Genomic DNA, 23,560 nt, shown 5'->3' on the forward strand with positions numbered 1-23,560 from the left:
ATGTAACCTCCTTATTATCATCATTAAAAATAAATCTATGTATTTAATTATACCATTTTCTACACAAATTTGTTAACATTTAACTAATTCAACGTAAATTTCTAATTTCCTCTTTTTTTATTCACGAAATTATCAACTAAATGTCGTCTTATTATAGCTACATTGTCAAATAATCGCCCACCAAAAACTAATATGGCAGCATAATAAAGTGGAACACCAACTCTATCACCTATATAAGTCAATACTCCTGCAATTAATGCATTACCAAAAAATCCTGTAGCAAATATAATATTATTATATTTTCCATCAAGACCTGCTCTTATTGCGCCGAACACTGAGTCCAAACATGCAAGTATCATAATAGATATATAAAGAGAATAGCTTCCAGGATAAGTTATAGGTATATAATATCCTACTACTGCGCCTAATGCAAGTCCAACCAAAACCCAAATCATATTTTCACCCTCTTATTATTTTTTTTAATTTCCACTATATTTTGGAATTATTATAGTATTATTTTCCTTAACGTCTATATAAAGCCCATAAACTTCCTTAAGTAAATAACCATAGCTTCCTGGAGCTTGTACTGATGCGCTTAATACTTCTTTTTCTCCTATAGCATTTATTACAAAGGGTTGCCCATATGTAGTTTTGTTTATAGTAATAGTAGGTCCTGCACATTTTATTCTACTACTTGATAGCAATCGTTCTCCATTTATTGATATAGCTTCAGCTCCTGCTCCTTTTAAATCATTTATAATTCTAAGCACATCCATGTCATGTACTAAAAGGTCGTTAGGATTTTGACCTTCTGTAACATCTTTCTCACTGTCTTTAAGTACTATTTTTATTCCTTGACCTTCTAAATCTACATTTCCTGATACAGCTTTCAAGTTATTTCTTTCTTCATCTAAAACATCTTCTATAGATATATCGTCGTTTTCTACTGCATCTTTATACTTATCGCTTTCATTTTTTGTTTTAGATATAAGATTTTCTAAATTCGCTATTTGAACTTCCCTTGAATCTATTTTATATTCTATATCCTTTATATTTGCCAAAGAAAGGTATATATTGTTTGGATCTAAGCTTTTTAAATATATGGATGTTATTATTCCCAATAAAAAGCATGAAAATATAACTGTTTTTTGTTTTAAATTTTTTATTTTAATAGGCTTAATTTTAATATTTTTTAAATCATTATTTTTCATTTTACACCTCTATATTATTCAACAGGGTTAGCATATTTATATTTTATTTCCTTGGAATATCTAGGTATTTTTATAGTTTCTTTTTTTTCTATATCTACTTGTGCATTATAGTAATTTTCTATTTCCCATATAACTCCATATTTTAGCTTAAGAGCCGATTCTAATGTATCAGCATTTCCTATTGCCTTTACAACAAAAGGTGGACTTATTGGTGTATCATTTATAAGTAGTTTTTCACCTGAAAGTTCTATTGCAGTATTTGCAACTATTCTCTGTTCATTTATAGATATTGCATCAGCTTGAGCTGCATTTAATTTATTTATTACAGATAACAAAAGCTCATAATTGTATATAAGCATATTGGCATTTGGATCTTGTCCTACTCCTATAATTTTCATATTAATACCTTGGCCACTTACATCAGTATATCCGCTTAGTTTTTCATATTTCTTAATATCTTCATTTATACCTCTTAAAGCTACATCTGAACTTGACTCTGAAGTTTTATATTTACTCAAGTTATCTTCAAGTGTACTTAATTCATTTTTTAAGGCTTCTTCTTTTTCATTTAACTTGTTTAGCTGAGATGCAAGTTGCTGACCTCTTTGAGATGTTGTATATCCACCTGTTTGAATATTTACAGTTTTCAATTGAATACTTATTAAAAGTCCAAGTAATGTACTTAATATAATTAAAGCGCCAAAAGGCATTTTTCTTTTCAAAATATTTCACTCCCTACGGCTTATATATAGCGTATTTATTGTAACTTAAATCTACTGTTCCTGAGCTTATACCTTTAGTTTGAAGATCTGTTAAAACTTGATTTAATGAAGAAAGTTTATAATTTATATTTTTAATTTCTCCAAAGTCAACTACTATACCTCTCTTAGTATATATAGTTATATCTTTTTTATTATTTATTTGCATCTTTTGTATTTCACTAGATATATCGTTTTTGCTACAATTATTTAATAAGTTTATTATATCACTAGATAGTTTTTTATCTCCAGTGTCTAATTTTTCTCCTATTATAGCATCTTCAAGATTTATTCCATTAACGATAGGTATAGAGTCATTAGTTATTTCGTCATCTAATTTAAGTATAATTCCGTTATTGTCTATGTAAGCAAAAGACCCCATATAAGGTATTATAGCAGTTTCTCTTATCTCTACAATATTAAAAATCAATTCATTTGGAAGTTTTCTTTTTACATCTACGTTTTTTATATATGGATTTTGTTCTAATTTCTTTTCTATCTGACCTATATTGTATGTAAATATATTTTTATCTAGCTCTATGTTTGCACTTTTTATTATAGTTTCTTTATCTAATACGTTTTGTCCAAATATTTTTATATCCCTTACTGTAAAGTTTTCCGTATTTATAAATATATATCCTAAAAGAGCAAAAGAAAATATAGTTACAAATATAACTACACTAGTTTTTCTTTTTATTTTATTTTTATCTTTTTTTAATTTCATAATTATCCCCCCGATAACTTGTCCATCGTTTTTTTAAAATAAAGAAGGCTTATTGAGCCTTCTTTATATCTGCTCCCAAACTACGAAGTATATTTTCTATATCTTCATATCCTCTTTCAACATGATGAATATCATAAACTTCCGTAGTTCCATCAGCTATAAGACCTGCCAATATTAAAGATGCTCCCCCTCTTAAATCAGTAGATTTAACCCTAGCACCTGTAAGTTTGTCTACACCTTTTATCATAGCTACGTTGTCAGTTATTATTTTTATATTTGCACCCATTCTCATAAGTTCAGGACAATGCATAAATCTATTTTCAAATATAGTTTCATAGAAAATACTTATACCATCAGATAGTGCCATAAGTGTCATAAGTTGCGACTGCATATCTGTTGGAAAACCTGGATGTGGTGAAGTTTTAACTACATCTATAGCCTTTATAACTTTAGGCGCAACTAAATATAGTCCTTCTTTTGTATAATTTATTTCACATCCTGCTTCTTTTAATTTTGAAACTATCGGATTAACATGGTCGTGTATTACATGATCAATTTCTATTTTTCCACCAGTTATAGCCCCAGCTACAAGATAAGTTCCTATAGCTATTCTATCGGGTATTATAGAGTGTTCAACTTCATTTAGTTTATCTACTCCTTCTATTTCTATAACAGTACTTCCAGCTCCTCTTACTTTAGCTCCCATAGCATTTAAGAAGTTTTGTAAATCCTCTATTTCTGGTTCTCTAGCAGCATTGTATATTCTAGTTATTCCATTTGCCTTTGCAGCAGCAAGCATTGCATTTTCAGTCGCCCCAACACTAGGCATGTCGAGGTGGATATCATTTCCCCTAAATTTATCTTTATAACAATTTATATAACCATATTCTTCTTCTATTCTTATACCCAATGTCCCAATTGCTTTAAGGTGTAAATCTATAGGACGTGATCCAATTCCACATCCACCAGGATAACTTATTTTTGTATATTCAAATCTACCTATCATAGCTCCCATAATTATTATAGAAGCCCTCATTTTTCTTACATATTCTTCTTGTACTTCAACAGAATTTATATTTGAACTATCTATAATTAATGTTCCACCTTCATAATGGGCATAACAACCTATACTACTTAATATATCAATCATTACATGAACATCTGATATATTAGGTACATTGTGAATTATACTTTTTCCTTCATTTAATATAGTTGCTGCCATTATAGGCAAAACTGAATTCTTAGCACCTTTTAATTTTATACTACCTTCTAATTTATTTCCACCATTGATGATAAATCTATCCAAAAAGGACACCCCCTAGTACAAAGTAGTCTTATAAATTAATTTATAATATTTAATATTATGTACTAAGGGGAACATATGTTACCTTTTTATATTTACTTTTTCTTCTTAATACCTATAACTCTAGGTTCTTCCTTATTTTCTTCACTATTTTCATCTATTTTTTTATCTTCTATTATTTTTTCTTTTTTAACTTTTTCAGGTTTTTGATTAGATTTATAAACTTCCATTATTTCTTTGTATATAAGATCTAGAGCATCTGGCTTACCTATAGATCTACTGGCATTTTCCATTGATATTAAAGCTTCTCTATCTCCTAATAATCTAAATACAGTTTCATTTAAATATTTTGGTGTTAATTCTTTTTCAAGTATAGCAACACCAGCACCATTGTTTTGTATACTTCTTGCATTGTATTCTTGATGGTTTTCAGCAGTATATGCCTTAGGTATTATTATAGATGGCTTACCCATGGCAGTTATTTCTGCAAGTGATATAGCTCCCGCACTACCTATAACAATATCTGAAGCAGCTAGTGCACTTGCCATATCATCTAAATATGGAACTATTTTTTGATATGGTTTTAGGTTTATATCTTCCATGTCCTTCATGAATTCGTCATAGTGGTATTTTCCTGTAGCATGTATAAATGCTATATCTTCATTCATAAGATTTCTTATAACAGTTTTCATAGCATCATTTATTTTTCTAGAACCACCACTACCTCCAGCACATAAAACCATTTTTTTATCTTCACTTATACCTAATTTTCTTCTAGCTGAATTTTTTCTAGTAGTTAGTATTTCTTTTCTAACAGGGTTCCCTGTTAGAAATAACTTATCTTGAACATTAGGGCTAAATCTTTTGTGAGAATCTTCAAAACTAGTTAAAACTTTTGTAACCATTTTAGATAGTATTTTGTTAGTAACACCAGGAAATGCATTTTGCTCATGTATTATAGTTGGGAACTTATTTAAAGATGAATTAAATAAAACAGGTCCACTAACATACCCACCAGTTCCTATAACTATATCTGGCTTAAATTTTTTAACCACTTTTCTAGACTCTTCCAATCCCTTAACTAACTTAAATACTCTTTTTACATTATCAATATCTATTTTTCTCTTAAAACCTTGAACTGTAACTGTAGCCAACTTGTATCCATATTTCGGAACTATTTCAGATTCTATTCCATTTTTAGTTCCTACAAATAAAATTTCTACATCTGGATTTTCTTCTTTTATTTTATTAGCGATGGCTATAGCAGGATAGACGTGACCGCCAGTACCTCCACCAGAAATTAAAACTCTCATTTTACCATCTCCTGTCTAATTCATTTTGACTCCTCTTGAAATACTGAGAATTATACCTATTGCAGACATAAATATTATAAGCGATGTACCACCATAACTTATAAAGGGAAGGGCTACCCCTGTAACAGGCATAGATGAAGTTGCAACAGCTATGTTTAAAGCTGCTTGTATTCCTATTTGTGCAGCTATACCTATAACTAGCATACAAGAAAATACGTCAGGGCATCTAAGAGCTATTCTAACACATCTGTATACAAGAAATACGAATAGCATTATAACTATAATACATCCAATTAAGCCTAATTCTTCACCTATTATTGCAAATATAAAGTCGTTCTGTGGCTCTGGTATGTAAAAATACTTTTGCCTACTTCTTCCTAATCCAAGTCCAAATAATCCTCCAGACCCTAAGGCATATAAAGATTGTATAACTTGGTATCCTGAGCCCAGTGGGTCTTGAAATGGATCCAGAAATGCAGTAACACGTTTTAATCTATAGGGTTCTATTGCAACCATTGCCGCAAACAGCCCAGCGCCTGCGCCAAACATTGCATAAACTACTTTTAAGTCCATTCCAGCAACGAATAACATTGCAAATGTAGCCATTACTATTGTACCTGCTGTAGATAAGTTAGGTTGAACTATTATAAGTCCAAAGAAAATTAGCGGCACTATAAGTATAGGTCCCACTCCTTTAAACAATGACCTTATCTTATCGTAATTTTTTTCTATAAGTTTGGCAGTAAATATTATAGAAACGAATTTGGCTATTTCAGCTGGTTGTATAGTAAAACCACCTACACCAAGCCATCTTTTAGCACCATATATTGTAACTCCAAGTGGCGTTAAAACCAAAAGTAATAATACTATGGAAACTACAAGAAGCATATTAGAGTATTTTTCCAACTTTCTATAATGTATGTTTGATGTAAACATCATTGCCACAAACCCTAGAGTTGCATATATTAAATCTCTTTTTAAAAAATAATATGGATCGTTTAGTTTAAATTTTGACTGAACATAACTTGCACTAAAAACCATTACGATTCCGACAAAAACTAAAATCAAGGTTGTATAAAATACATAATTGTCATAACTTTTATCTAACCCCCTGATTCGCGATTTCACAGCTTCCTTAGTCATTTAACAGACCCCCTATTCCCTACACTTAAAAATAAAAAAATAAAAATTATAAACTTTCTACATTATTTTTAAAGTCCATACCCCTTGTTTCAAAATTAGGATACATATCCCAGCTAGCACAAGCAGGTGATAATAATACTACATCTCCTGACACTGCCAATGAATATGCTTTTGCTACAGCTTCCTTCATATTATTTACTCTATAGCAATCGAAAAATCCTTCTTTATTAGCTGTTTTTTCTATTTTCTCTGCTGTTTCCCCAAGTAACACCAAAGACTTTACTCCACCATTGAAAGATTTTATCATGTCAGTGAAGTCACTGTATTTATCCATGCCGCCTGCTATTAATATTATAGGTCTATCGTATGCTTCAATTGCCTTTATTGTTGAATCTGGATTTGTTCCTTTAGAGTCATTTACAAACATTATATTATTAATTTCTTTTACAAATTCTAATCTATGTTCAACTCCGCCAAAAGTTTTTAGAACTTTTCTTATAACGTCTAATTCTACACCTAAAACTATACTCATACCTATGGCAGCAAGTGCATTTTCTAAGTTGTGATTTCCAGGTATACTTATTTCATTTTTATTCATTAATTTAATACTTTCATTATTTAATTTTATTATTATATCTCCATTTTCATCTACAAATATTCCTTGATCTAATTGTACTTTTCTAGAGAAGTATATAACATTTGAATTACATCTATCTTTTAAATTTCTAACTATTTCATCGTCGTAATTTAATATAGTGTAATCTTCTTTTTCTTGATTTTTAAATATATTAGCTTTTGCATCTATATAGTTTTCCATAGTATGGTGTCTATTTAAATGATCTTCAGTAATATTTAATATTGCAGATACTCTTGGTCTAAAAGAACTTACACTTTCTAATTGAAAACTACTAAGTTCTGTAATTAAAAACGAATTTTCATCTGCTATATCTACAACGTCTATAACAGGAGTTCCTATGTTTCCTACAACATAAGTATCTCTACCACAAGCTTTGTATATTTCTCCAGTTAAACTTGTTGTTGTAGTTTTTCCGTTAGTTCCAGTTATACCTATAAAAGTAGGATTTTTTGATAATCTGAAAGATAACTCAACTTCACCTATAACTTCTATTTTTTCATTGTATAATTTTTTTATAAAAGGTAAATCCAGTGGAACACCAGGTGATACAACTGCTAAATCTATATTAGATACATCATCTAAATGAGCTCCAAGTACATAATCTACATTTTTAAATTCTTTTAGATCATTTAATACTTCAGATAATTGTTCTCTATTTTTTACATCATTTACAGTTACTATTGAACCTAAATTTACTAGTTTTTTTATAGCTGATACACCTGTTTTAGCCAATCCTACAAGTAATACTTTTTTGTCTTTAAATTCCATAAACCATTTCCCCCGATCTAAAAATTCGCTATGCTCATGTCGCCAACAGCCTTGAAAAGCAGGCCCGTTGCTTAAAATTCGCTATACTCATATCGCCAACATCCCTCAGAAAAGGGACCTTGCTTAAAAATTCGCTTTGCTCATATCGCCAACGACCTTAAAAGGTCCGTTGCTAAAATAATGCTATTATACTTATCCAAGCAAGTAATATAGTTACCATATAAAACCTATTAACTACTTTAACTTCAGGCCATCCACATTGTTCAAAGTGATGGTGAATTGGAGCCATTTTAAATACTCTTTTACCAGTTAGTTTAAAATATCCAACTTGCATTATAACTGATAATGCTTCTGCAAAATATATTCCACCTACAATAGGTATAACAAGTACAGAATTAGTAAGTATGGCTGCTGCAACAACAGCTCCACCTAATGCCATAGATCCTGTATCTCCCATAAATATCCTAGCTGGATATGAGTTAAATCCTAAGAAGCCTAGACAAGCTCCAACTACTGCTGCACATAATACAGCTACTTCTGTATTTCCATATCTAGTTGCAAGAAACATAAAGAATGCCATAACTATTAAAGTAACCCCAGAAGCCAATCCATCAAGTCCATCTGTTAAGTTTGCTGCATTAACAGTTGCAATTATAATGAACACCATAAATGGAATATAAGCTGCACCTATGTTTATAACATAATCAGTAAAAGGTACAACTAATTGTGATGCATCTGGTGAAACTTTATATTGATAATAAGATATAAATGTAGCTAAAGCTAATTGCAGTATTATCTTTTGATAAGCTCTAAGTCCTAGAGATCTTTTCATAACTATTTTTATATAGTCATCTAAAAATCCTACAAACCCAAATCCAGCTATACATATAAGCCCAATAACCATATCATTATTTACATCACTTCTTGTAAGACAAGTTAAAAGTATAGCAACTATCATTATCAATCCACCCATAGTAGGTGTTCCGTTTTTAGATAAATGTGTTTGTGGACCATCTTCTCTTACAGTTTGACCGAACTTAAATCTAGTAAGCATTGGTATAAATATTGGTCCTAATATAAGCACTATTAAAAATGCAACTATTGCGGTATACATTAGTTCTGATATTCCTAGCATAATTTATTCAATCTCCTCTCCCTTAGTTAGCTACTTCCTGTTGTTAAGATACTGAACTATCTCTTCCATCTTCATTCCTCTAGAACCTTTTACTAACACGACATCTTTATCTTTTATAATTTTATCAATGTTGTTTATAGCTTCTTCACGAGTTTCAAAATGGTATACATTCTCTTTATTTAGTCCTTTATCTATCGCTTCATGTCCTATGAATTTTGAATTTTCCCCAACAGTTATTAATATGTCAGTTTTGCCAATTGAGTGACTACCAACTAATCTATGACCGTATTCTGCAATATCTCCCATTTCAAACATATCTCCTAGTATTGCTACTTTTCTTTCCTTATATCTTCCTAATATGTCAAGAGCAGCTTTCATAGAATCTGGACTAGCATTGTAAGCGTCATTTATTATAGTTAATTTCTCATTTTTTATTATATCTAGTCTCATTTTAGTAGCTTTAAAGTTTCGTAGCCCTTCTTTTATTTCATCCATTGACAGTCCTAAGTTAATTCCTACAAGTATTCCGGCCATAGCATTGTATATATTGTGTTTTCCTATTGTCGGTATAAAGAATGTTTCTTCTAAATTGTCTATAACGCATTTAAAAGTTATACTCTCATCATCCATAATATAATCACTACAATATATAGTATTGTCTTTTTCAAATCCAAAAGTCTTTAAATTGTAATTAAGAATTTCCAATTTTAGTGTACCTAGGAATTTGTCGTCTCCATTTACTATTAATGTATTTTCAGGACCAAAATTTTTAGTTATCTCCATTTTTGATTTAAATATACCTTCTTGTGATCCAAGGTTTTCTATATGAGAAAGTCCTATGTTTGATATAACTGCTATTTTAGGATGAACTGTATTTGCTAAATGCTCTATTTCCCCAAAATTCGACATTCCCATTTCTATTATAGCACATTGATGTTGTGAATTTAAATTAAATAAAGTCAAAGGAACTCCTATATGATTGTTAAAGTTACCTTCGTTTTTTAATGTATTAAATTTATTAGATAATGTAGCATATATCATGTCCTTAGTAGTAGTCTTTCCTACACTTCCAGTAACACCTATATATGGTATTTTGAATTTTGATTTATAATATTTTGCTATATGTGCAATAGCCAAAGTTGTATCTTCTACCTCTATTAAATTTATGTCCTGAATTTGTAAATTTATGCTATTACTTTTGTTTTTTATAAATGTTTTACATCCATTTTCATAGGCACTATTTATGAAATTATGTCCATCTAAGCTTTCGCCTATTATAGCTATAAAAACATCTCCTAATTTTGCTTTTCTACTATCTATAACAACATTATTTATTTTGTCGGTATCATTTCCACAAAGAAGATTTCCATTTGTAGATATTAACAATTCTTTAATAGTTAAAGATTCCATACTATACCTCCTTAAGACAATCTATAGCAATTTCTTTATCGTCAAAATGGTATTTAGTTTTTCCTATTATTTGATAATTTTCATGACCTTTACCTGCTATTATAACTACATCGCCCTTTTTAGCTTTTTTTATAGCAGTTCTTATAGCTTCTTTTCTATCTTCAACAACTTCAAAGTTTGATTTTTCTTTGTCTAACCCATTTAATATATCTTTTATTATTTCCTTTGGGTCTTCAGTTCTTGGATTATCAGAAGTTACTATACAATAATTTGAGTATTCTTGAGCTATTGAACCCATAACAGGTCTCTTGCTTTTATCCCTATCTCCACCACAACCAAATACTGTTATTATATCTCCTTTTGCAAACCCTTGTGCTGTTTTTAAGATATTTTCAAGTGCATCTGGTGTATGCGCATAATCAACTATAACACTTATTTCTTTATCGTTTGGAACACTTTCAAATCTACCTGCAACTCCCTTAGTATTTTGGAATCCTTGTATTATAATTTCCTTAGGTATTTGTAGTAAATAAGACGCTGCAGCAACTGCTAAAGAATTGTATACTGTGAATTTTCCTGGAACTGGTACATACATTTCAGTCTCATAAGTTGGAGTAACCAAAGTATATTTTACCCCTTTATAATCTATTTGTATATCCTTAGCATAAAAATCAGCTTTATTATCTATACCATAAGTATAAGCAGGAGTTTTTAAGTTTTTTATATTTTCATATATTTCTTGGCCACCTTTATCGTCTATATTTATAATATTAGCCAAAGTAGTTTTATAAAATAACTTTTCTTTTGCTTTTCTATATTCTTCTAAATTTTTGTGGAAATCTAAGTGGTCTGGAGTTAAGTTAGTAAATATGCCTAATTTAAATTCACTATCGTCAACTCTATTTAATTCTAATGAATGAGATGAAACCTCCATAGCGCAATATCTACACCCGCTATTTAGCATTTCTTTGAAGTATCCTTGAAGGTCTATACTTTCTGGAGTAGTTGAACTTGATTCTATTTCTTTATCTCCTATTGCTATTTTTATAGTACCTATAAGGCCTATTTTTTCACCATTTAAGTTCAATATATCTTTTAGGTAATTTGTTATACTAGTTTTACCGTTTGTCCCAGTAACACCTATTACGTTTAACTCTTTAGTTGGGTTGTTGTGGAAATTATCTGCAACACTTGCCATAGCACGTCTACTGTCAGCTACTTTTATAAATGTATATCCGTCTACATACATATCTTCTTCAACTATGTAAGCTATAGCTCCTTTGTCAAGGGCACTTTGTATAAAGTCATGTCCATCAACATTAAATCCTCTAACACAAACAAAAAGTCCATTATGGCCAACTTTTCTTGAATCATATTGAACATTATCTATCTCTATATCTAAGTTTCCTTTTATGTCTATAATATCTAAATTTTTTATTATATCTTTAAGTAACATACATTTACCTCCTAAAATTATTTCATCCTCTAATTAAAAGGCAATGTATATCTTATATACATTGCCTTTATCAATAAACTCCATATTATAACTTATTAATTATATAACAAAATATAACTTTTTTAAAGATGTTTGTGACTTTAATGCTTTAAATATAACACTATACCAGAGTCTACAGGTACCTTAACTCCTGGCTTTGGGAACATATCAATTATTTTTCCATTTTCATCAACATGTATATCTTCATCCACTATATGTTTAAGTCTAGCTTCTTCCAAAACCTTACTAGCATCCTCTAAAGTTAAATTTCTTACATCTGGAACAACCACTTGTTCTTTTACAAACTCAGCTTGCTCTTCTTCTGTATATTTAGGTTCAACTCCTAAATATTTTAATGATTCAGCCATTATTTCCTTTATTATAGGTCCACCAGTTGTACTACCAAATGCTGCAACTCCTGATGGTTCATCAACTATAGCTAATACTACAAGCCTAGGATCATCTGTTGGAGCTACACCTACAAATGAAGTTATATATTTTCCTTGAGCATAAACACCATCTATAACCTTTTGTGCAGTACCAGTTTTACCTCCAACTCTGTATCCAGGTAAATAAGCTGCCTTACCAGACCCTTTGCTAACAACTGAATTCATTACATCCATCATCTCTTTTGCTGTTTCTTTAGATACTACCTGTCTAACCATTTTAGGATCTATATTCTGTGTAATATTGCCTTGATTATCAACATACTGTTTTACAACTCTAGGTTGCATTAATTCACCATCATTTGCTATTGCAGATATAGCAGTTATAAGCTGTATTGGTGTAACTGATATAGATTGACCAAATGATATTGTTGCAAGTTCAACAGGACCGACATTTTTTTCAGCATATAATATACCCTTTGCTTCCCCTGGTAAATCTACACCTGTAACCTTCATAAGTCCAAATGCTTCTATATAATCATATAACTTTGCAACTCCAAGTCTTTGACCAAGTTCAACGAATACTGGGTTACATGAGTTTTGAACTGCTTCAGGGAATGTTTGTAGACCATGTGGTCTATAATGTCTCCAACATTTTATTCTTCTACCTTCAACCATTACAAATCCTGGATCGTTGAATTTTTCGCCATCTTTTATAACACCTTCTTCAACTGCTGCTGATGATGTTATAAGTTTGAAAGTAGATCCTGGTTCATATGTATCACTTATAGCTGGATTTCTCCACATTTTAAATAAACCTTTTATTTGATCCTTATCGCTATAGCTATTAAGTTCTTCTTCCCATGCAGGATATATAGGTTCTCTTGGATTATTAGGATCATAATCTGGCTTTGATGCCATTCCAACTATATCTCCCGTTTTAGGGTCCATAGCTATAACTGTAACCCTTTTGGCACTATTAATTTCATATGCCTTTTGAACTGCCTTTTCTATATAATGTTGTATAACCTCATCTATAGTAAGTACTATTCCATTTCCCTCTACAGGTTCAAAGTATTTTTCACTTCCATAAGGTATCTCTCTACCTGAAGCATCTGTACTTACAACTAATTTTCCTTTTGTTCCTCTTAGGTGTTTGTCATATTCCATTTCTATACCAGATATACCAGTTGCATCAGATGCTGTGTGACCTAATATATGGGCAGCAAAATTTCCATATGGATAATATCTTTGATTATCTTCAGCTACCCATATTCCAGGTACCTTTGATGTTCTTATTTTTTCAGCTTGATCATCTTCTACCCATCTTTTTACCATAACAAGAGCCATGTCTTTTCTACTTACAGACTTTAGTACCTTGTCATAATCTTCCCCTATTATCTCACTTATTTTCTTAGCTGCTTCTTCTTTGTCTTTTACCTCAACAGGCTTACACCATATTGTATATTTAGTAACACTTACAGCTAGCTCTTTCATATTTCTATCGTATATAGCTCCCCTTTTAGGCTCTATAGGTATATCCCTGGTTTGCTGCGCTAGTGCAAGTTGGTTTAACCAAGTTCCCTTAACAAGTTGTATATATCCGGTTCGAAATATAAGTCCCAAAAACGCAAAGCAAGCAAGCGCCAAAACAATTACCAAACGCTTTTTACCTATCCCTTTTAACTTACTCAAAACTCATCCCCCCAATTACCTACTCAACATCTATATACTCTATTTGATCCCCTTGTGGACTATCCATGTTGAGTCTTGTTTTCGCCTCTTCTTCTATGTACCCACTTTTACTCAATACATCTAATTCAACTCTAATGTTGTCTTTTTTCTCTAGTTTTTTATCTAGTTCTTTGTTTAAGGCATTTAATTCGTATTTTAGTTCACTAACTATAGAATATCCGCACAAAATTGCTATAGTAAGACCCAAAACTGTCAAAATTGAAGACGCTTTAACTATTTTTTTAAATATTTTCCTCTTCAGTTTCTTCTTTTTTGCTTTCTTTTCATTATTATTCTTATTCACTTTTTTTGTTTTATATTCATTAATATGTTTTACATTAGTGCGTTCTCTCATATGGTTCCCCCCTACAAATAAAAAAGAAAAATAAAAAAATACAATACTTATAATTTCAACGTTTATATTTTCGTTCCTTCAAAAAATACCAAGAAACGTTCTCCAAATTTTTACATAAAAATAAGCGCCTTTAAATAAAGACGCTTATAACTTATTAATTACAATTTTAAAAATTCATTATATCATTTTCTGGAGCAATTATTATCCTTGCTTTACTTGGATTTATCCATTTCATAATCTTAACTAAAGAATTTTCATCTAAAGATATACATCCTGAAGTAGGGCCATCTGTACTAACATGCAAAAATATTGCAGAGCCTTTATATGGTATTCTTTCTGTATTATAATCTATTACAGTAGCATACTTATATGCTTCCTTGTAATTATATAAAGCTTCAGCGCTATTCCATCTTCCATCTGCAGGCCCTTTCATCCACATATTGTAGTATTGTGAATTTGGATCATCTACCCAATAATCATTAGGTCCTAAAACTGTATAAGGTAAATAATTTGTTCCTGGGTTATTTGCTATACCAAATCCCTTTGACATAGTAAATACTCCAACTGGAGATTTTCCATCTCCTTCTCTTTTATCATATGTTACACCATTTTTTCCTGTTCTACCAGTAGTAGTAAACACTGTCTTCCAAATGCCGTTTACCTTTTCATATACTTCGATCTTTGCATAGGATCCACTAGTATGTTTAACTGCTATAATTTGTTCTGCAATTTTTGCAGTATTTGTTTTAGCAATTTCAGGTTCATTAATTATTTTACTAAGTGATAATATTGTTATTTGTTTTTCTAAATTACCATAATCTATATACATCTTGTAATATCCATCTACTGGTAATTTATCTTTTCCTATTGCAAATTGCCACTCATATGTGCTTGCTCTATACTTACGAGCTAATGGTATTTCTTCTCCATTTGGTCCTATTAATTTAGCACTAACATTATTTGAATCTTTAATTCCAGAATTACTTTCCGTTAAATTTACATACATTCTATAATCAGTGCTCATATCTCTTAATTCTTTGAATCTATAGTTCCAATATACTATTTCTTTTACTTGTTCATTTCCTTTTTCCAAGTTTAATGTAGTTATTTTTTTCTCTACACCGGTGTAATTAATATACATTGTATAAACTCCACTTACTGGGAGTTTATCTTTTTCTATTGCAAATTGCCATTCATATGTGCTTGCTCTATACTTACGAGTTAATGGTATTTCTTCTCCATTTGGTCCTACTAGCTTAGCGCTGACCTTACTTGAATCTTTAATTCCAGAATTACTTTCTGTTAAATTTACATGCATTCTATAATCAGCATTCATATCTTTCAGTTCTATAAATCTATAGTTCCAATACACTTCTGCAGAAGCCGTTAATCCCGACATTACAGTAATAAATATTACAATTAGAAAAATATAAGTTTTTTTATACATAACTCTCTCCCTAAAAACTATTTATTTAATATAAAATTAGATACTTCTTTTTCTATTTCTTTATATTTAATATATAGCTTGTAAGATCCACTAGTAGGTAATTTTGCTTTTTCTATTGCAAACTGCCACTCATATGTGCTTGCTTTAAACTTACGAGTTAATGGTATTTCTTCTCCATTTGGTCCTACTAATCTAGCACTAACATAACTTGGATCTTTAATACCTGAACTACCTTCTAATAAATCTACAAACATTCTATAATCAACAGTCATATTTTGTAATGCTTTAAATTTATAGCTCCAATTAACTTGTTCTTTTTCTAAACTTAGTTCTGTTATCTTTTTTTCTATACCCTCGTAATTAATATACATTGCATATGTTCCATTTGTCGGCAACTTTGCTTTTTCTATTGCAAATTGCCACTCATATGTGCTCGCTTTAAACTTACGAATTAATGGTATTATTTCTCCATTTGGTCCTACTAATTTAGCATTAACTTTACTTGGGTCTTTAATTCCTAAACCATTTTCAATTAAATCTACATACATTCTATAATCAACATTCATGTCTTTTAAGTCTTTAAAGCTGTAATTCCAATCTATTGGTGGTTTTTGTAAGTTTAGTGTTGTTACTTTTTTAGATATACCTTTATACTCTACATACATTGTATATGTTCCAGTGGCTGGTATTTTGTCTTTTTCTATTGCAAATTGCCACTCATAGGTACTTGCTTTAAACTTACGAGTTAATTGTATTACTTGTCCATTTGGTCCTACTAATTTAGCCTTAACGCTACTTGGTTCCTTAATTTCTGAACCATTTTCTGTTATATCCATAATCATTCTATAATCACTATTAACATCCTTTAATTCTTTAAAACTTGTTTCTATATCTCCAACTCTCTTAAAATATAGATTATAACTTTCTTGTGCCAAATAAAGTGGCACATATTTATTTTGATTCCATATTGTACTAAAGTTTGAAAGTGGTACATTTGTTTCACCCACATATGGGCTTAATTCAAGGGTAAATCCTGGCTTTTTAGTTGTTTGAACGAACCAATCTTTAAAACCTTTACCATCATTTATACCATATCCACTATTTACTAAGTCATATCCTGTGAATGATGCTAACTTATTTGCATAAACTTGATCTCTTTGTAATCTAGCAGCATCTTGTCCATACTTCCAGAATATTAGTTCCCCTGAACTATGATAAGAAAGAACCATTTCAGGATTATCATTTCTTACTAAGTTTAATAAACTAATTACTTCCTTTGCTTCTTCTGGTTTATAACCTTTAAACCCAGCATAACTAGGTTTAGTTGGTGTTGAATACGAATACCAGTTTGCATTATATTGACGATTCAAATCTATTCCTTTTGCATTTGCCTTCCAACGCTTAAAGTTTGTACTGCCATTGTTCATAGCAATAATACTTTGATGAACGCTCTTTGGAAACTCCGTTAACCCAGATTGTTGTAATGTAACTCCATCTGGATTTACCATAGGAACGAATGATATAGTTGTTTTATTTAAAATTTCTCTAATATTGTATACAGACCATTTTTCATTATTCTTGTAACCTATAGCTAAATCTTCAAGCATCTTCATAGTCAGTGTTGTACTAATCCACTCTCTAGCATGATGAGATCCGTTAATATGAAGTATTGCATCTCCTGTGCCTAATTTAGCTTCATATATATTGCGTCCATATTCCGATTGTCCTATTACACTTACCTTTATTAAATCTGGATACATTTCTTGAAGTTCAAATAAATCGCTTTCCATTTGGGTGTAGGTATAAGTTTTAGATGTATCTACTACTTTCGTCTGCCCCCAAGATATTTGCGTAAAACATAAAATAAATGAAATTAATAACGTCAAAATTTTCTTCACTGTCTTACCCCCTAAAAATATTATAATATACCTTATATTTACATATTACTACATATTTATTTATATTCCTTTATTTTTTTACATATTCTAAACTTTTCCAAAAATTTATACATTAGATAATAAAATCACTTATAATATATTTCAGTGGAATATTTTTACATTATTTTAAGAGAGGAAGATTTTACTGTGAGAAAAAAAGTCTTAATATTAATAACTTTAGTAATTCTAATGCTGACAGGATGTAAAGGAAATGAAAAAATAACAGAAGAAGAAGAAAATAAAACTTCAACAGAAATGAAAATTAGTGAAGAAAGTTTAAACAAAAAAATCAAGGAAATTGAAGAATTTATTTCTAATAAGAAATATGATGATGCTACTAAATTAATAAAAGAATTAAAATCTAAAAATAGTGATTTGTCTAAAGAATATAACTCTAAATTAAACGATCTAGAAGAAAAAATAACTACAATTAAAAAGAAGGAAAACGCTGAAGAAGCGATAACAGTTAACGAAGCTTTAAAAATACTGAAGGATTTAAATGGAAATGAGTACAATTATACTCTTATAGAAGGTGACGTATTGCCAAAGGAAATAAAGAATAATTATCATGCGTTTATATATGGAAATGAATACAACTCATTTGAAGATGCTATATGTGTACATAAATATACTAAAAAAGTTGTTTCTTATTATCCTGATGGAACAATGGAGGATTTCATAGCATCTAAACCTATAAATTCTAATTAAGAATTTACAGATAAGATAGCTGTAGAATATGCATATAAATATTTTAATAATTACGATGATATTATTTTTTATGAAGGTGACAGTATTCAAGAGTTTAATGGACGTAAATACTATCATACTAGAGAGTATCCTAATATGGAAAATTGGACAGATGAGGAAAGAGAATTTTCAGGTGGTGCCAATTTAGGTGGACCATGGTATTGGGTTCGTGAAGATGGTAGTGGGCTTGAACCTAGTGATACTTTAGCTAATAAAAATGAATATAAATAATTATAATAAAATATATAAAAATATAGCTATAGCTACTGTATCTACAGTAGCTGCTGCTCTAATTGGTGCACGTATGGTTCATAAGAAAATAATATAGTATAACAAAAAATCTCCTAAGTCATATTATAATATGACTTAGGAGATTTCTTTAGTTTCTTTTGCGTTTTTTCTTTGGAATATCTTCCCCATAGTAATAATTTGAATACTTATTCTTGTCTATTTTCATCTTATTAAGAACTGCTCCAAGTATTTTAGCATTAACTTTATTTAAACGCTCTTTAGCTATTTTTGCCATTTCTATATCTACTTCTCCAGAAGCACATACCATTATTACTCCATCGCAATAACTAGATAATACAGCTGCATCAGTTACTATTCCAGCCGGTGGAGTATCTAATATAATATAGTCATAATTATCTTTTAAACTATTAACTAAATTCCTCATCTTGTTAGAACTCAACATCTCTGATGGATTTGGTGGTATCTGGCCAGATGTGATTATATCTAAGTTTTCTATATCAGTTCTTTGAATGCATTCATCAAGGTTTTTATAATCTAAAATAACATCAATCAAGCCGTGTATATTTGTAATTCCAAATTGCTTATGAATACTTGGCCTTCTTAGATCACAATCTAGTACCAAGATTTTCTTTCCTAAGTTAGCAAAGGATACTGCCAAATTACAAGCTGTAGTGCTCTTCCCTTCACCTTGCATTGAACTAGTTACAACTATAGTTTTTATATTTTTATCTATATTACTAAACTCTATACTAGTTCTTATACTTCTATATGCTTCTGATATAGGTGACTTAGGATCTGAATGGGATATAATATTTTTCACAAGTTACCTCCTGTATCTTTAACGTACTTGCGAATCAAAACTCATAGCCGACTTTTCGGCAACTGGCTAGCATAATTATATTAATAAAATTAGCCCCTTTAGCTTTGCGTCTCTAAGTTTCCCTAGATTTGCCTTTATCGAATTTTAATCCTGATTTAAATTTTATCACTTTTCTGATTTATTGCAAACAAAAATCGACTATTTTCTCTATATTTTTTGTGCAACTCTCAATTTTGCACTTCTAGATCTAGGATTTACTTCTATTTCTTCATCTGATGGTAATATAGGTTTTCTACTTATAATTTTTAAAAGAGATTCTTTATCGCATTGACATATAGGAAGTTCCGGTGGACATATACAATCAATAGCCAAATCTTTATAAGCATTTTTAACTATTCTATCCTCTAGAGAATGGAAAGTTATTATACATATTCTACCACCAGGATTTAATATTGAAGTTGCATCTTCTATCATCTCGTTTATTATTCCAAGTTCATTGTTTACTTCTATTCTTATAGCTTGGAAAGTTCTCTTAGCTGGATGAGGGCCGTCCATTCTAGCCTTTTTAGGTACTGCTTTTTTTATTACCTCAACAAGTTCTCCAGTACTTTCTATAGGTTTTTCTTGTCTTTCTTGTACTATAAATTGTGCTATACGCTTAGCCCAATTATCTTCGCCATAGTCTCTTATTATTCTAGCAAGATCTTTCTCGTCATACTCATTTACAACTTCGTATGCAGATAGTGGACTTCTTATATCCATTCTCATATCAAGTGGAGCATCTTGCATATATGAAAAACCTCTTTCGGCTTCATCAAGTTGATGAGATGATACTCCCAAGTCTGCCAAAACTCCATCTATTTTATTAATACCTAAGTTTTCTAATTCTTCTTTTAAATGAACAAAGTTTCTATGAACAAGTTTAACTCTATCAGAATAATCACTAAGTCTTTCTTTTGCAGTATTTATAGCATTTATATCTTGATCAAAGCATACCAAAAGACCATTAGGTCCAAGTTTTTTAACTATTTCCTTAGAGTGACCAGCTCCACCTAATGTACAATCTACATATATACCATCAGGTTTTATATCCAAATTATCTATACATTCATTTAAAAGCACTGATACGTGATGAAATTCCATATATTAACTCTCCTTATTTTTCATTTATTTCTTTATTATCTATTATATTTTTAGATTTCTTGCTTAAATATACATGAATTATTACAGCAACTATTATTCCAGCTAAGCTTATAACTTGAGCCATTCTAAGAGGCCCTAACATTAAGCTATCAGTTCTAAGTCCTTCTACGAAGAATCTACCTATTGAATAAGCAATTATATATAAAACGGTAACTTCACCTTCATATTTTTTATTCTTCCTATATAACATTAAAAATGTAAATACTCCTATATTCCATATAGATTCATATAAAAATGTTGGATGTACCTTTTGACCATCTACCATTATGCCCCAAGGTAAATTTGTAGGACCACCATGAGCTTCCTTATTTAAGAAGTTTCCCCATCTCCCTATAGCTTGTGCTAAAGGTATACCTATAACTAATGTATCTGCCATCTTTAAGAAATTTAATTTTTTAATTCTACAATATAGGTATCCAGCTAAAAATCCACCTATTAAAGCTCCATGTATCGCCATTCCTCCACCTCTGAAGTTAAGTATCTGAGATGGATTAGCACCATAATAATCCCATTCAAAAATAACATAATACAACCTTGCACCAATTATACCTGCTGGTATTCCTACAAGAACTATATTAAGTATATCATCTTCGCTTATATTTAGTCTCTTTGCTTCTCTCAAACCTATAATAGTGGCCACTATCATACCCGTTGCCATTAGTATTCCATACCACATTATGTCTATGCCAAATATACTAAAAGCTATACGATCCATAACGACACCTCCAAAAATAAAAACTAGACTTTAGTATTATAGCCTAGTTTTTATTATAACATTATATTTATCTAATTTTCTATTTAATTAAACCATTTACTATAGCATCCGCCATTTTATCGTATATAGCTGGGCCGTAATTTATAAATGTATTCATATCAGAAGTATCTATGAAGCATCCCTCAACCAATATAGCTGGCATACTCGTGCGATTTAATACATATAATCCATTTTGTGTATCTGCAATATATTCACCGTATTTAACGCCTCTATTTCTAAATCCAAGATCATCTATAAGATTTATTACGTTTTCAGCTTTAGTTTTTGCACCAGCTTCTTTTGAATAAAAAATCTCTGTACCATATCCTCCACCTTTGTTAAAGTGAATAGATACAAATAGGTTTGCACCACCTGAGTTAGCAGCATCACATCTTTTTTGTAAAGAATCTACTTGGCTAGTTGCAGATGTAGGCAGTGTAGATATTACATGATATCCCATACTTCTAAGTTTATATATAACTTTTTCGCCTACTACCTTAGTTAAATAATCTTCCTTATATACACCATATACTGCTCCAGTATTGTATGAAACATTGTGTCCTATATCAACAGCTATAGTTGGTTTAGCATTTTTTCCAGGGTCTGCTATATATGGAGTAACTGTAGGTACTGGAAGTGGTCTTTGTCCAACTTCGTTAGATAAATAACTACTATATACATAAGCATATCCATTGTTATATTTAATTTTAGACCATTCACCACTTATACTAACTACTTCTACTTTGTCTCCATATCTGAAAGTTCCTATGACTGTACCAGTAGGTGAAGTTCTTATATTTAAAGTACTTGAATTAACATACTTAACTACAACTGTTTCACCACCTACAACATTTCCAGTATTTTGTGCAACTAAATAAGCTCCACTTACATATCCATATCCAGTTCCGTATTTTATTTTGAACCATCCATTACTTAACTTCTCAACTACTTCTACTGTATTTCCTTTAACTAAAGTTCCTATAATACTATAGGTAGTTCCAGCTCCTGACCTTACATTTAAAGTACTAGATGTTACAACCATTTTTGTAATTGTAGGTGTTGGTGTTGTACTTGTTGTTTGTGTTTGTAAATAAGAACTACTTACATATCCATATCCGCTTCCGTATTTTATTTTACTCCATCCATTACTTAACTTTTCAACTACTTCTACTGTATTTCCTTTAACTAAAGTTCCAAGAATGCTATAAGTAGTTCCAGATCCTGATCTTACATTTAAAGTACTCGATGTTACAACCATTTTTGTAACTGTAGGTGTTGGTGTTGTACTTGTTGTTGGTGTTTGTAAATAAGAACTACTTACATATCCATATCCGCTTCCGTATTTTATTTTGTACCATCCATTGCTTAGCTTTGCAACTACTTCTACTGTATTCCCTTTAACTAAAGTTCCAAGAATGCTATAAGTAGTTCCAGCTCCTGACCTTACATTTAAAGTACTAGATGTTACAACCATTTTTGTAACTGTAGGTGTTGGAGTTGGTATTGTACTTGTTGCTGGTGTTTGTAAATAAGAACTACTTACATATCCATATCCGCTTCCATATTTTATTTTACTCCATCCATTACTTAGCTTTGCAACTACTTCTACTGTATTCCCTTTAACTAAAGTTCCAAGAATGCTATAAGTAGTTCCAGCTCCTGATCTTACATTTAAAGTACTAGATGTTACAACCATTTTTGTAACTGTTGTAGGACTAGTAGTAGTACTTGTACTTATTTCAGTTAAATATATTTTAGATACATATCCTATTACATTGTTATATTTTATTTTTGCCCAATCTCCAGTATATCCTAATACCTCTACTACGGTTCCTTGTTTTATACTAGTTATTGAACTATATGTAGTCCCCGGACCCGTTCTAAAATTAAGTGAAGTTGCTGTTACCTTTGCCATTTTATATTCTGCATGAACATCTGTATAATTCATGGTTATTGCAACAATACTTGCTCCTATAACTGACATTAATTTTTTGCTATTCATCATGACCTCCTTGTTTTTAGTATTTT

The 23,560-nt window shown here is 30.5% G+C and carries 21 protein-coding genes and 1 riboswitch; of the genes, 2 read left to right on the plus strand and 19 right to left on the minus strand.

The features are described 5' to 3' along the window. Positions 1 to 101: 101 nt before the first annotated feature. The 15 genes from ACUSRV_RS02195 to ACUSRV_RS02265 all read right to left on the minus strand — a co-directional run bounded on the left by ACUSRV_RS02195 (position 102) and on the right by ACUSRV_RS02265 (position 17,717). On the minus strand, positions 102 to 455 hold the full coding sequence (locus ACUSRV_RS02195; RefSeq protein ID WP_490140273.1) for a small basic family protein: 354 nt from the start codon (positions 453 to 455) through the stop codon (positions 102 to 104). Positions 456 to 479: 24 nt separating this feature from the next. Further along, positions 480 to 1,211, minus strand: coding sequence for a DUF881 domain-containing protein (locus ACUSRV_RS02200; protein ID WP_490140274.1), 732 nt, complete (start codon positions 1,209 to 1,211; stop codon positions 480 to 482). Positions 1,212 to 1,225: 14 nt separating this feature from the next. Further along, positions 1,226 to 1,933, minus strand: coding sequence for a DUF881 domain-containing protein (locus tag ACUSRV_RS02205; protein WP_490140275.1), 708 nt, complete (start codon positions 1,931 to 1,933; stop codon positions 1,226 to 1,228). A 13-nt stretch (positions 1,934 to 1,946) separates the two neighbouring features. Continuing rightward, the gene (locus ACUSRV_RS02210) at positions 1,947 to 2,693 is read right to left on the minus strand and encodes a cell division protein FtsQ/DivIB (RefSeq protein ID WP_490140276.1); all 747 of its coding nucleotides are present in this window, start codon (positions 2,691 to 2,693) and stop codon (positions 1,947 to 1,949) included. Between the two features lie 49 nt (positions 2,694 to 2,742). Then, on the minus strand, positions 2,743 to 3,999 hold the full coding sequence (gene murA / locus ACUSRV_RS02215; protein ID WP_490140277.1) for a UDP-N-acetylglucosamine 1-carboxyvinyltransferase: 1,257 nt from the start codon (positions 3,997 to 3,999) through the stop codon (positions 2,743 to 2,745). A gap of 92 nt (positions 4,000 to 4,091) precedes the next feature. Beyond that, the gene (gene murG / locus ACUSRV_RS02220) at positions 4,092 to 5,309 is read right to left on the minus strand and encodes an undecaprenyldiphospho-muramoylpentapeptide beta-N-acetylglucosaminyltransferase (RefSeq protein ID WP_490140278.1); all 1,218 of its coding nucleotides are present in this window, start codon (positions 5,307 to 5,309) and stop codon (positions 4,092 to 4,094) included. A 15-nt stretch (positions 5,310 to 5,324) separates the two neighbouring features. Then, positions 5,325 to 6,452 (minus strand): stage V sporulation protein E, encoded by a 1,128-nt coding sequence (gene spoVE / locus ACUSRV_RS02225; protein WP_490140279.1) that lies wholly within the window; start codon positions 6,450 to 6,452, stop codon positions 5,325 to 5,327. A 46-nt stretch (positions 6,453 to 6,498) separates the two neighbouring features. Beyond that, entirely contained in the window at positions 6,499 to 7,857 is a 1,359-nt protein-coding gene (gene murD, locus ACUSRV_RS02230) for a UDP-N-acetylmuramoyl-L-alanine--D-glutamate ligase (RefSeq protein ID WP_490140280.1), read from the minus strand. Between the two features lie 172 nt (positions 7,858 to 8,029). Next, positions 8,030 to 8,995: a phospho-N-acetylmuramoyl-pentapeptide-transferase gene (mraY, locus tag ACUSRV_RS02235; RefSeq protein WP_490140422.1), complete on the minus strand. Its 966-nt coding sequence runs from the start codon at positions 8,993 to 8,995 to the stop codon at positions 8,030 to 8,032. Between the two features lie 27 nt (positions 8,996 to 9,022). Then, on the minus strand, positions 9,023 to 10,402 hold the full coding sequence (locus ACUSRV_RS02240; protein ID WP_490140281.1) for a UDP-N-acetylmuramoyl-tripeptide--D-alanyl-D-alanine ligase: 1,380 nt from the start codon (positions 10,400 to 10,402) through the stop codon (positions 9,023 to 9,025). A gap of 1 nt (position 10,403) precedes the next feature. Beyond that, the gene (locus ACUSRV_RS02245) at positions 10,404 to 11,858 is read right to left on the minus strand and encodes a UDP-N-acetylmuramoyl-L-alanyl-D-glutamate--2,6-diaminopimelate ligase (RefSeq protein ID WP_490140282.1); all 1,455 of its coding nucleotides are present in this window, start codon (positions 11,856 to 11,858) and stop codon (positions 10,404 to 10,406) included. A 140-nt stretch (positions 11,859 to 11,998) separates the two neighbouring features. Beyond that, on the minus strand, positions 11,999 to 13,978 hold the full coding sequence (locus tag ACUSRV_RS02250) for a stage V sporulation protein D (RefSeq protein ID WP_490140283.1): 1,980 nt from the start codon (positions 13,976 to 13,978) through the stop codon (positions 11,999 to 12,001). Between the two features lie 19 nt (positions 13,979 to 13,997). Further along, positions 13,998 to 14,372 (minus strand): septum formation initiator family protein, encoded by a 375-nt coding sequence (locus ACUSRV_RS02255; RefSeq protein WP_490140284.1) that lies wholly within the window; start codon positions 14,370 to 14,372, stop codon positions 13,998 to 14,000. Positions 14,373 to 14,538: 166 nt separating this feature from the next. Continuing rightward, a complete protein-coding gene (locus ACUSRV_RS02260; protein ID WP_490140285.1) occupies positions 14,539 to 15,819 on the minus strand; it encodes a L,D-transpeptidase family protein in 1,281 nt (426 codons plus the stop codon). A 17-nt stretch (positions 15,820 to 15,836) separates the two neighbouring features. Continuing rightward, complete coding sequence (locus ACUSRV_RS02265; RefSeq protein ID WP_490140286.1) at positions 15,837 to 17,717, minus strand: M14 family zinc carboxypeptidase; 1,881 nt, start codon at positions 17,715 to 17,717, stop codon at positions 15,837 to 15,839. A gap of 186 nt (positions 17,718 to 17,903) precedes the next feature. Between ACUSRV_RS02265 and ACUSRV_RS02270 the strand changes: the two genes are divergently transcribed. Beyond that, the gene (locus ACUSRV_RS02270) at positions 17,904 to 18,464 is read left to right on the plus strand and encodes a hypothetical protein (protein WP_490140287.1); all 561 of its coding nucleotides are present in this window, start codon (positions 17,904 to 17,906) and stop codon (positions 18,462 to 18,464) included. Between the two features lie 135 nt (positions 18,465 to 18,599). Further along, entirely contained in the window at positions 18,600 to 18,734 is a 135-nt protein-coding gene (locus ACUSRV_RS02275; protein WP_490140288.1) for a hypothetical protein, read from the plus strand. A 148-nt stretch (positions 18,735 to 18,882) separates the two neighbouring features. On the opposite strand, the gene ACUSRV_RS02280 is transcribed toward ACUSRV_RS02275, so the two are convergent. The 4 genes from ACUSRV_RS02280 to ACUSRV_RS02295 all read right to left on the minus strand — a co-directional run bounded on the left by ACUSRV_RS02280 (position 18,883) and on the right by ACUSRV_RS02295 (position 23,534). Continuing rightward, the gene (locus ACUSRV_RS02280) at positions 18,883 to 19,575 is read right to left on the minus strand and encodes a CpsD/CapB family tyrosine-protein kinase (protein WP_490140289.1); all 693 of its coding nucleotides are present in this window, start codon (positions 19,573 to 19,575) and stop codon (positions 18,883 to 18,885) included. Positions 19,576 to 19,629: 54 nt separating this feature from the next. Then, positions 19,630 to 19,718, minus strand: a riboswitch (cyclic di-GMP riboswitch). Between the two features lie 64 nt (positions 19,719 to 19,782). Continuing rightward, on the minus strand, positions 19,783 to 20,718 hold the full coding sequence (gene rsmH, locus ACUSRV_RS02285; RefSeq protein ID WP_490140290.1) for a 16S rRNA (cytosine(1402)-N(4))-methyltransferase RsmH: 936 nt from the start codon (positions 20,716 to 20,718) through the stop codon (positions 19,783 to 19,785). Positions 20,719 to 20,731: 13 nt separating this feature from the next. Then, the gene (lgt, locus tag ACUSRV_RS02290) at positions 20,732 to 21,493 is read right to left on the minus strand and encodes a prolipoprotein diacylglyceryl transferase (RefSeq protein WP_490140291.1); all 762 of its coding nucleotides are present in this window, start codon (positions 21,491 to 21,493) and stop codon (positions 20,732 to 20,734) included. Between the two features lie 79 nt (positions 21,494 to 21,572). Further along, on the minus strand, positions 21,573 to 23,534 hold the full coding sequence (locus ACUSRV_RS02295; RefSeq protein ID WP_490140292.1) for an N-acetylmuramoyl-L-alanine amidase: 1,962 nt from the start codon (positions 23,532 to 23,534) through the stop codon (positions 21,573 to 21,575). Positions 23,535 to 23,560 lie beyond the last annotated feature (26 nt).

The sequence above is a fragment of the Sporacetigenium sp. TC11 genome, from assembly GCF_058146105.1.

Bases quoted from the DNA above. Each gene is read 5' to 3' on its own strand.
- rsmH (WP_490140290.1), bottom strand. From the start codon at position 20,718: ATGGAATTTCATCACGTATCAGTGCTTTTAAATGAATGTATAGATAAT.
- ACUSRV_RS02245 (WP_490140282.1), bottom strand. From the start codon at position 11,858: ATGTTACTTAAAGATATAATAAAAAATTTAGATATTATAGACATAAAA.
- ACUSRV_RS02255 (WP_490140284.1), bottom strand. From the start codon at position 14,372: ATGAGAGAACGCACTAATGTAAAACATATTAATGAATATAAAACAAAA.
- murG (WP_490140278.1), bottom strand. From the start codon at position 5,309: ATGAGAGTTTTAATTTCTGGTGGAGGTACTGGCGGTCACGTCTATCCT.
- ACUSRV_RS02200 (WP_490140274.1), bottom strand. From the start codon at position 1,211: ATGAAAAATAATGATTTAAAAAATATTAAAATTAAGCCTATTAAAATA.
- ACUSRV_RS02210 (WP_490140276.1), bottom strand. From the start codon at position 2,693: ATGAAATTAAAAAAAGATAAAAATAAAATAAAAAGAAAAACTAGTGTA.
- murD (WP_490140280.1), bottom strand. From the start codon at position 7,857: ATGGAATTTAAAGACAAAAAAGTATTACTTGTAGGATTGGCTAAAACA.
- lgt (WP_490140291.1), bottom strand. From the start codon at position 21,493: ATGGATCGTATAGCTTTTAGTATATTTGGCATAGACATAATGTGGTAT.
- ACUSRV_RS02275 (WP_490140288.1), top strand. From the start codon at position 18,600: ATGGAAAATTGGACAGATGAGGAAAGAGAATTTTCAGGTGGTGCCAAT.
- spoVE (WP_490140279.1), bottom strand. From the start codon at position 6,452: ATGACTAAGGAAGCTGTGAAATCGCGAATCAGGGGGTTAGATAAAAGT.
- ACUSRV_RS02240 (WP_490140281.1), bottom strand. From the start codon at position 10,402: ATGGAATCTTTAACTATTAAAGAATTGTTAATATCTACAAATGGAAAT.
- ACUSRV_RS02260 (WP_490140285.1), bottom strand. From the start codon at position 15,819: ATGTATAAAAAAACTTATATTTTTCTAATTGTAATATTTATTACTGTA.
- ACUSRV_RS02295 (WP_490140292.1), bottom strand. From the start codon at position 23,534: ATGAATAGCAAAAAATTAATGTCAGTTATAGGAGCAAGTATTGTTGCA.
- ACUSRV_RS02195 (WP_490140273.1), bottom strand. From the start codon at position 455: ATGATTTGGGTTTTGGTTGGACTTGCATTAGGCGCAGTAGTAGGATAT.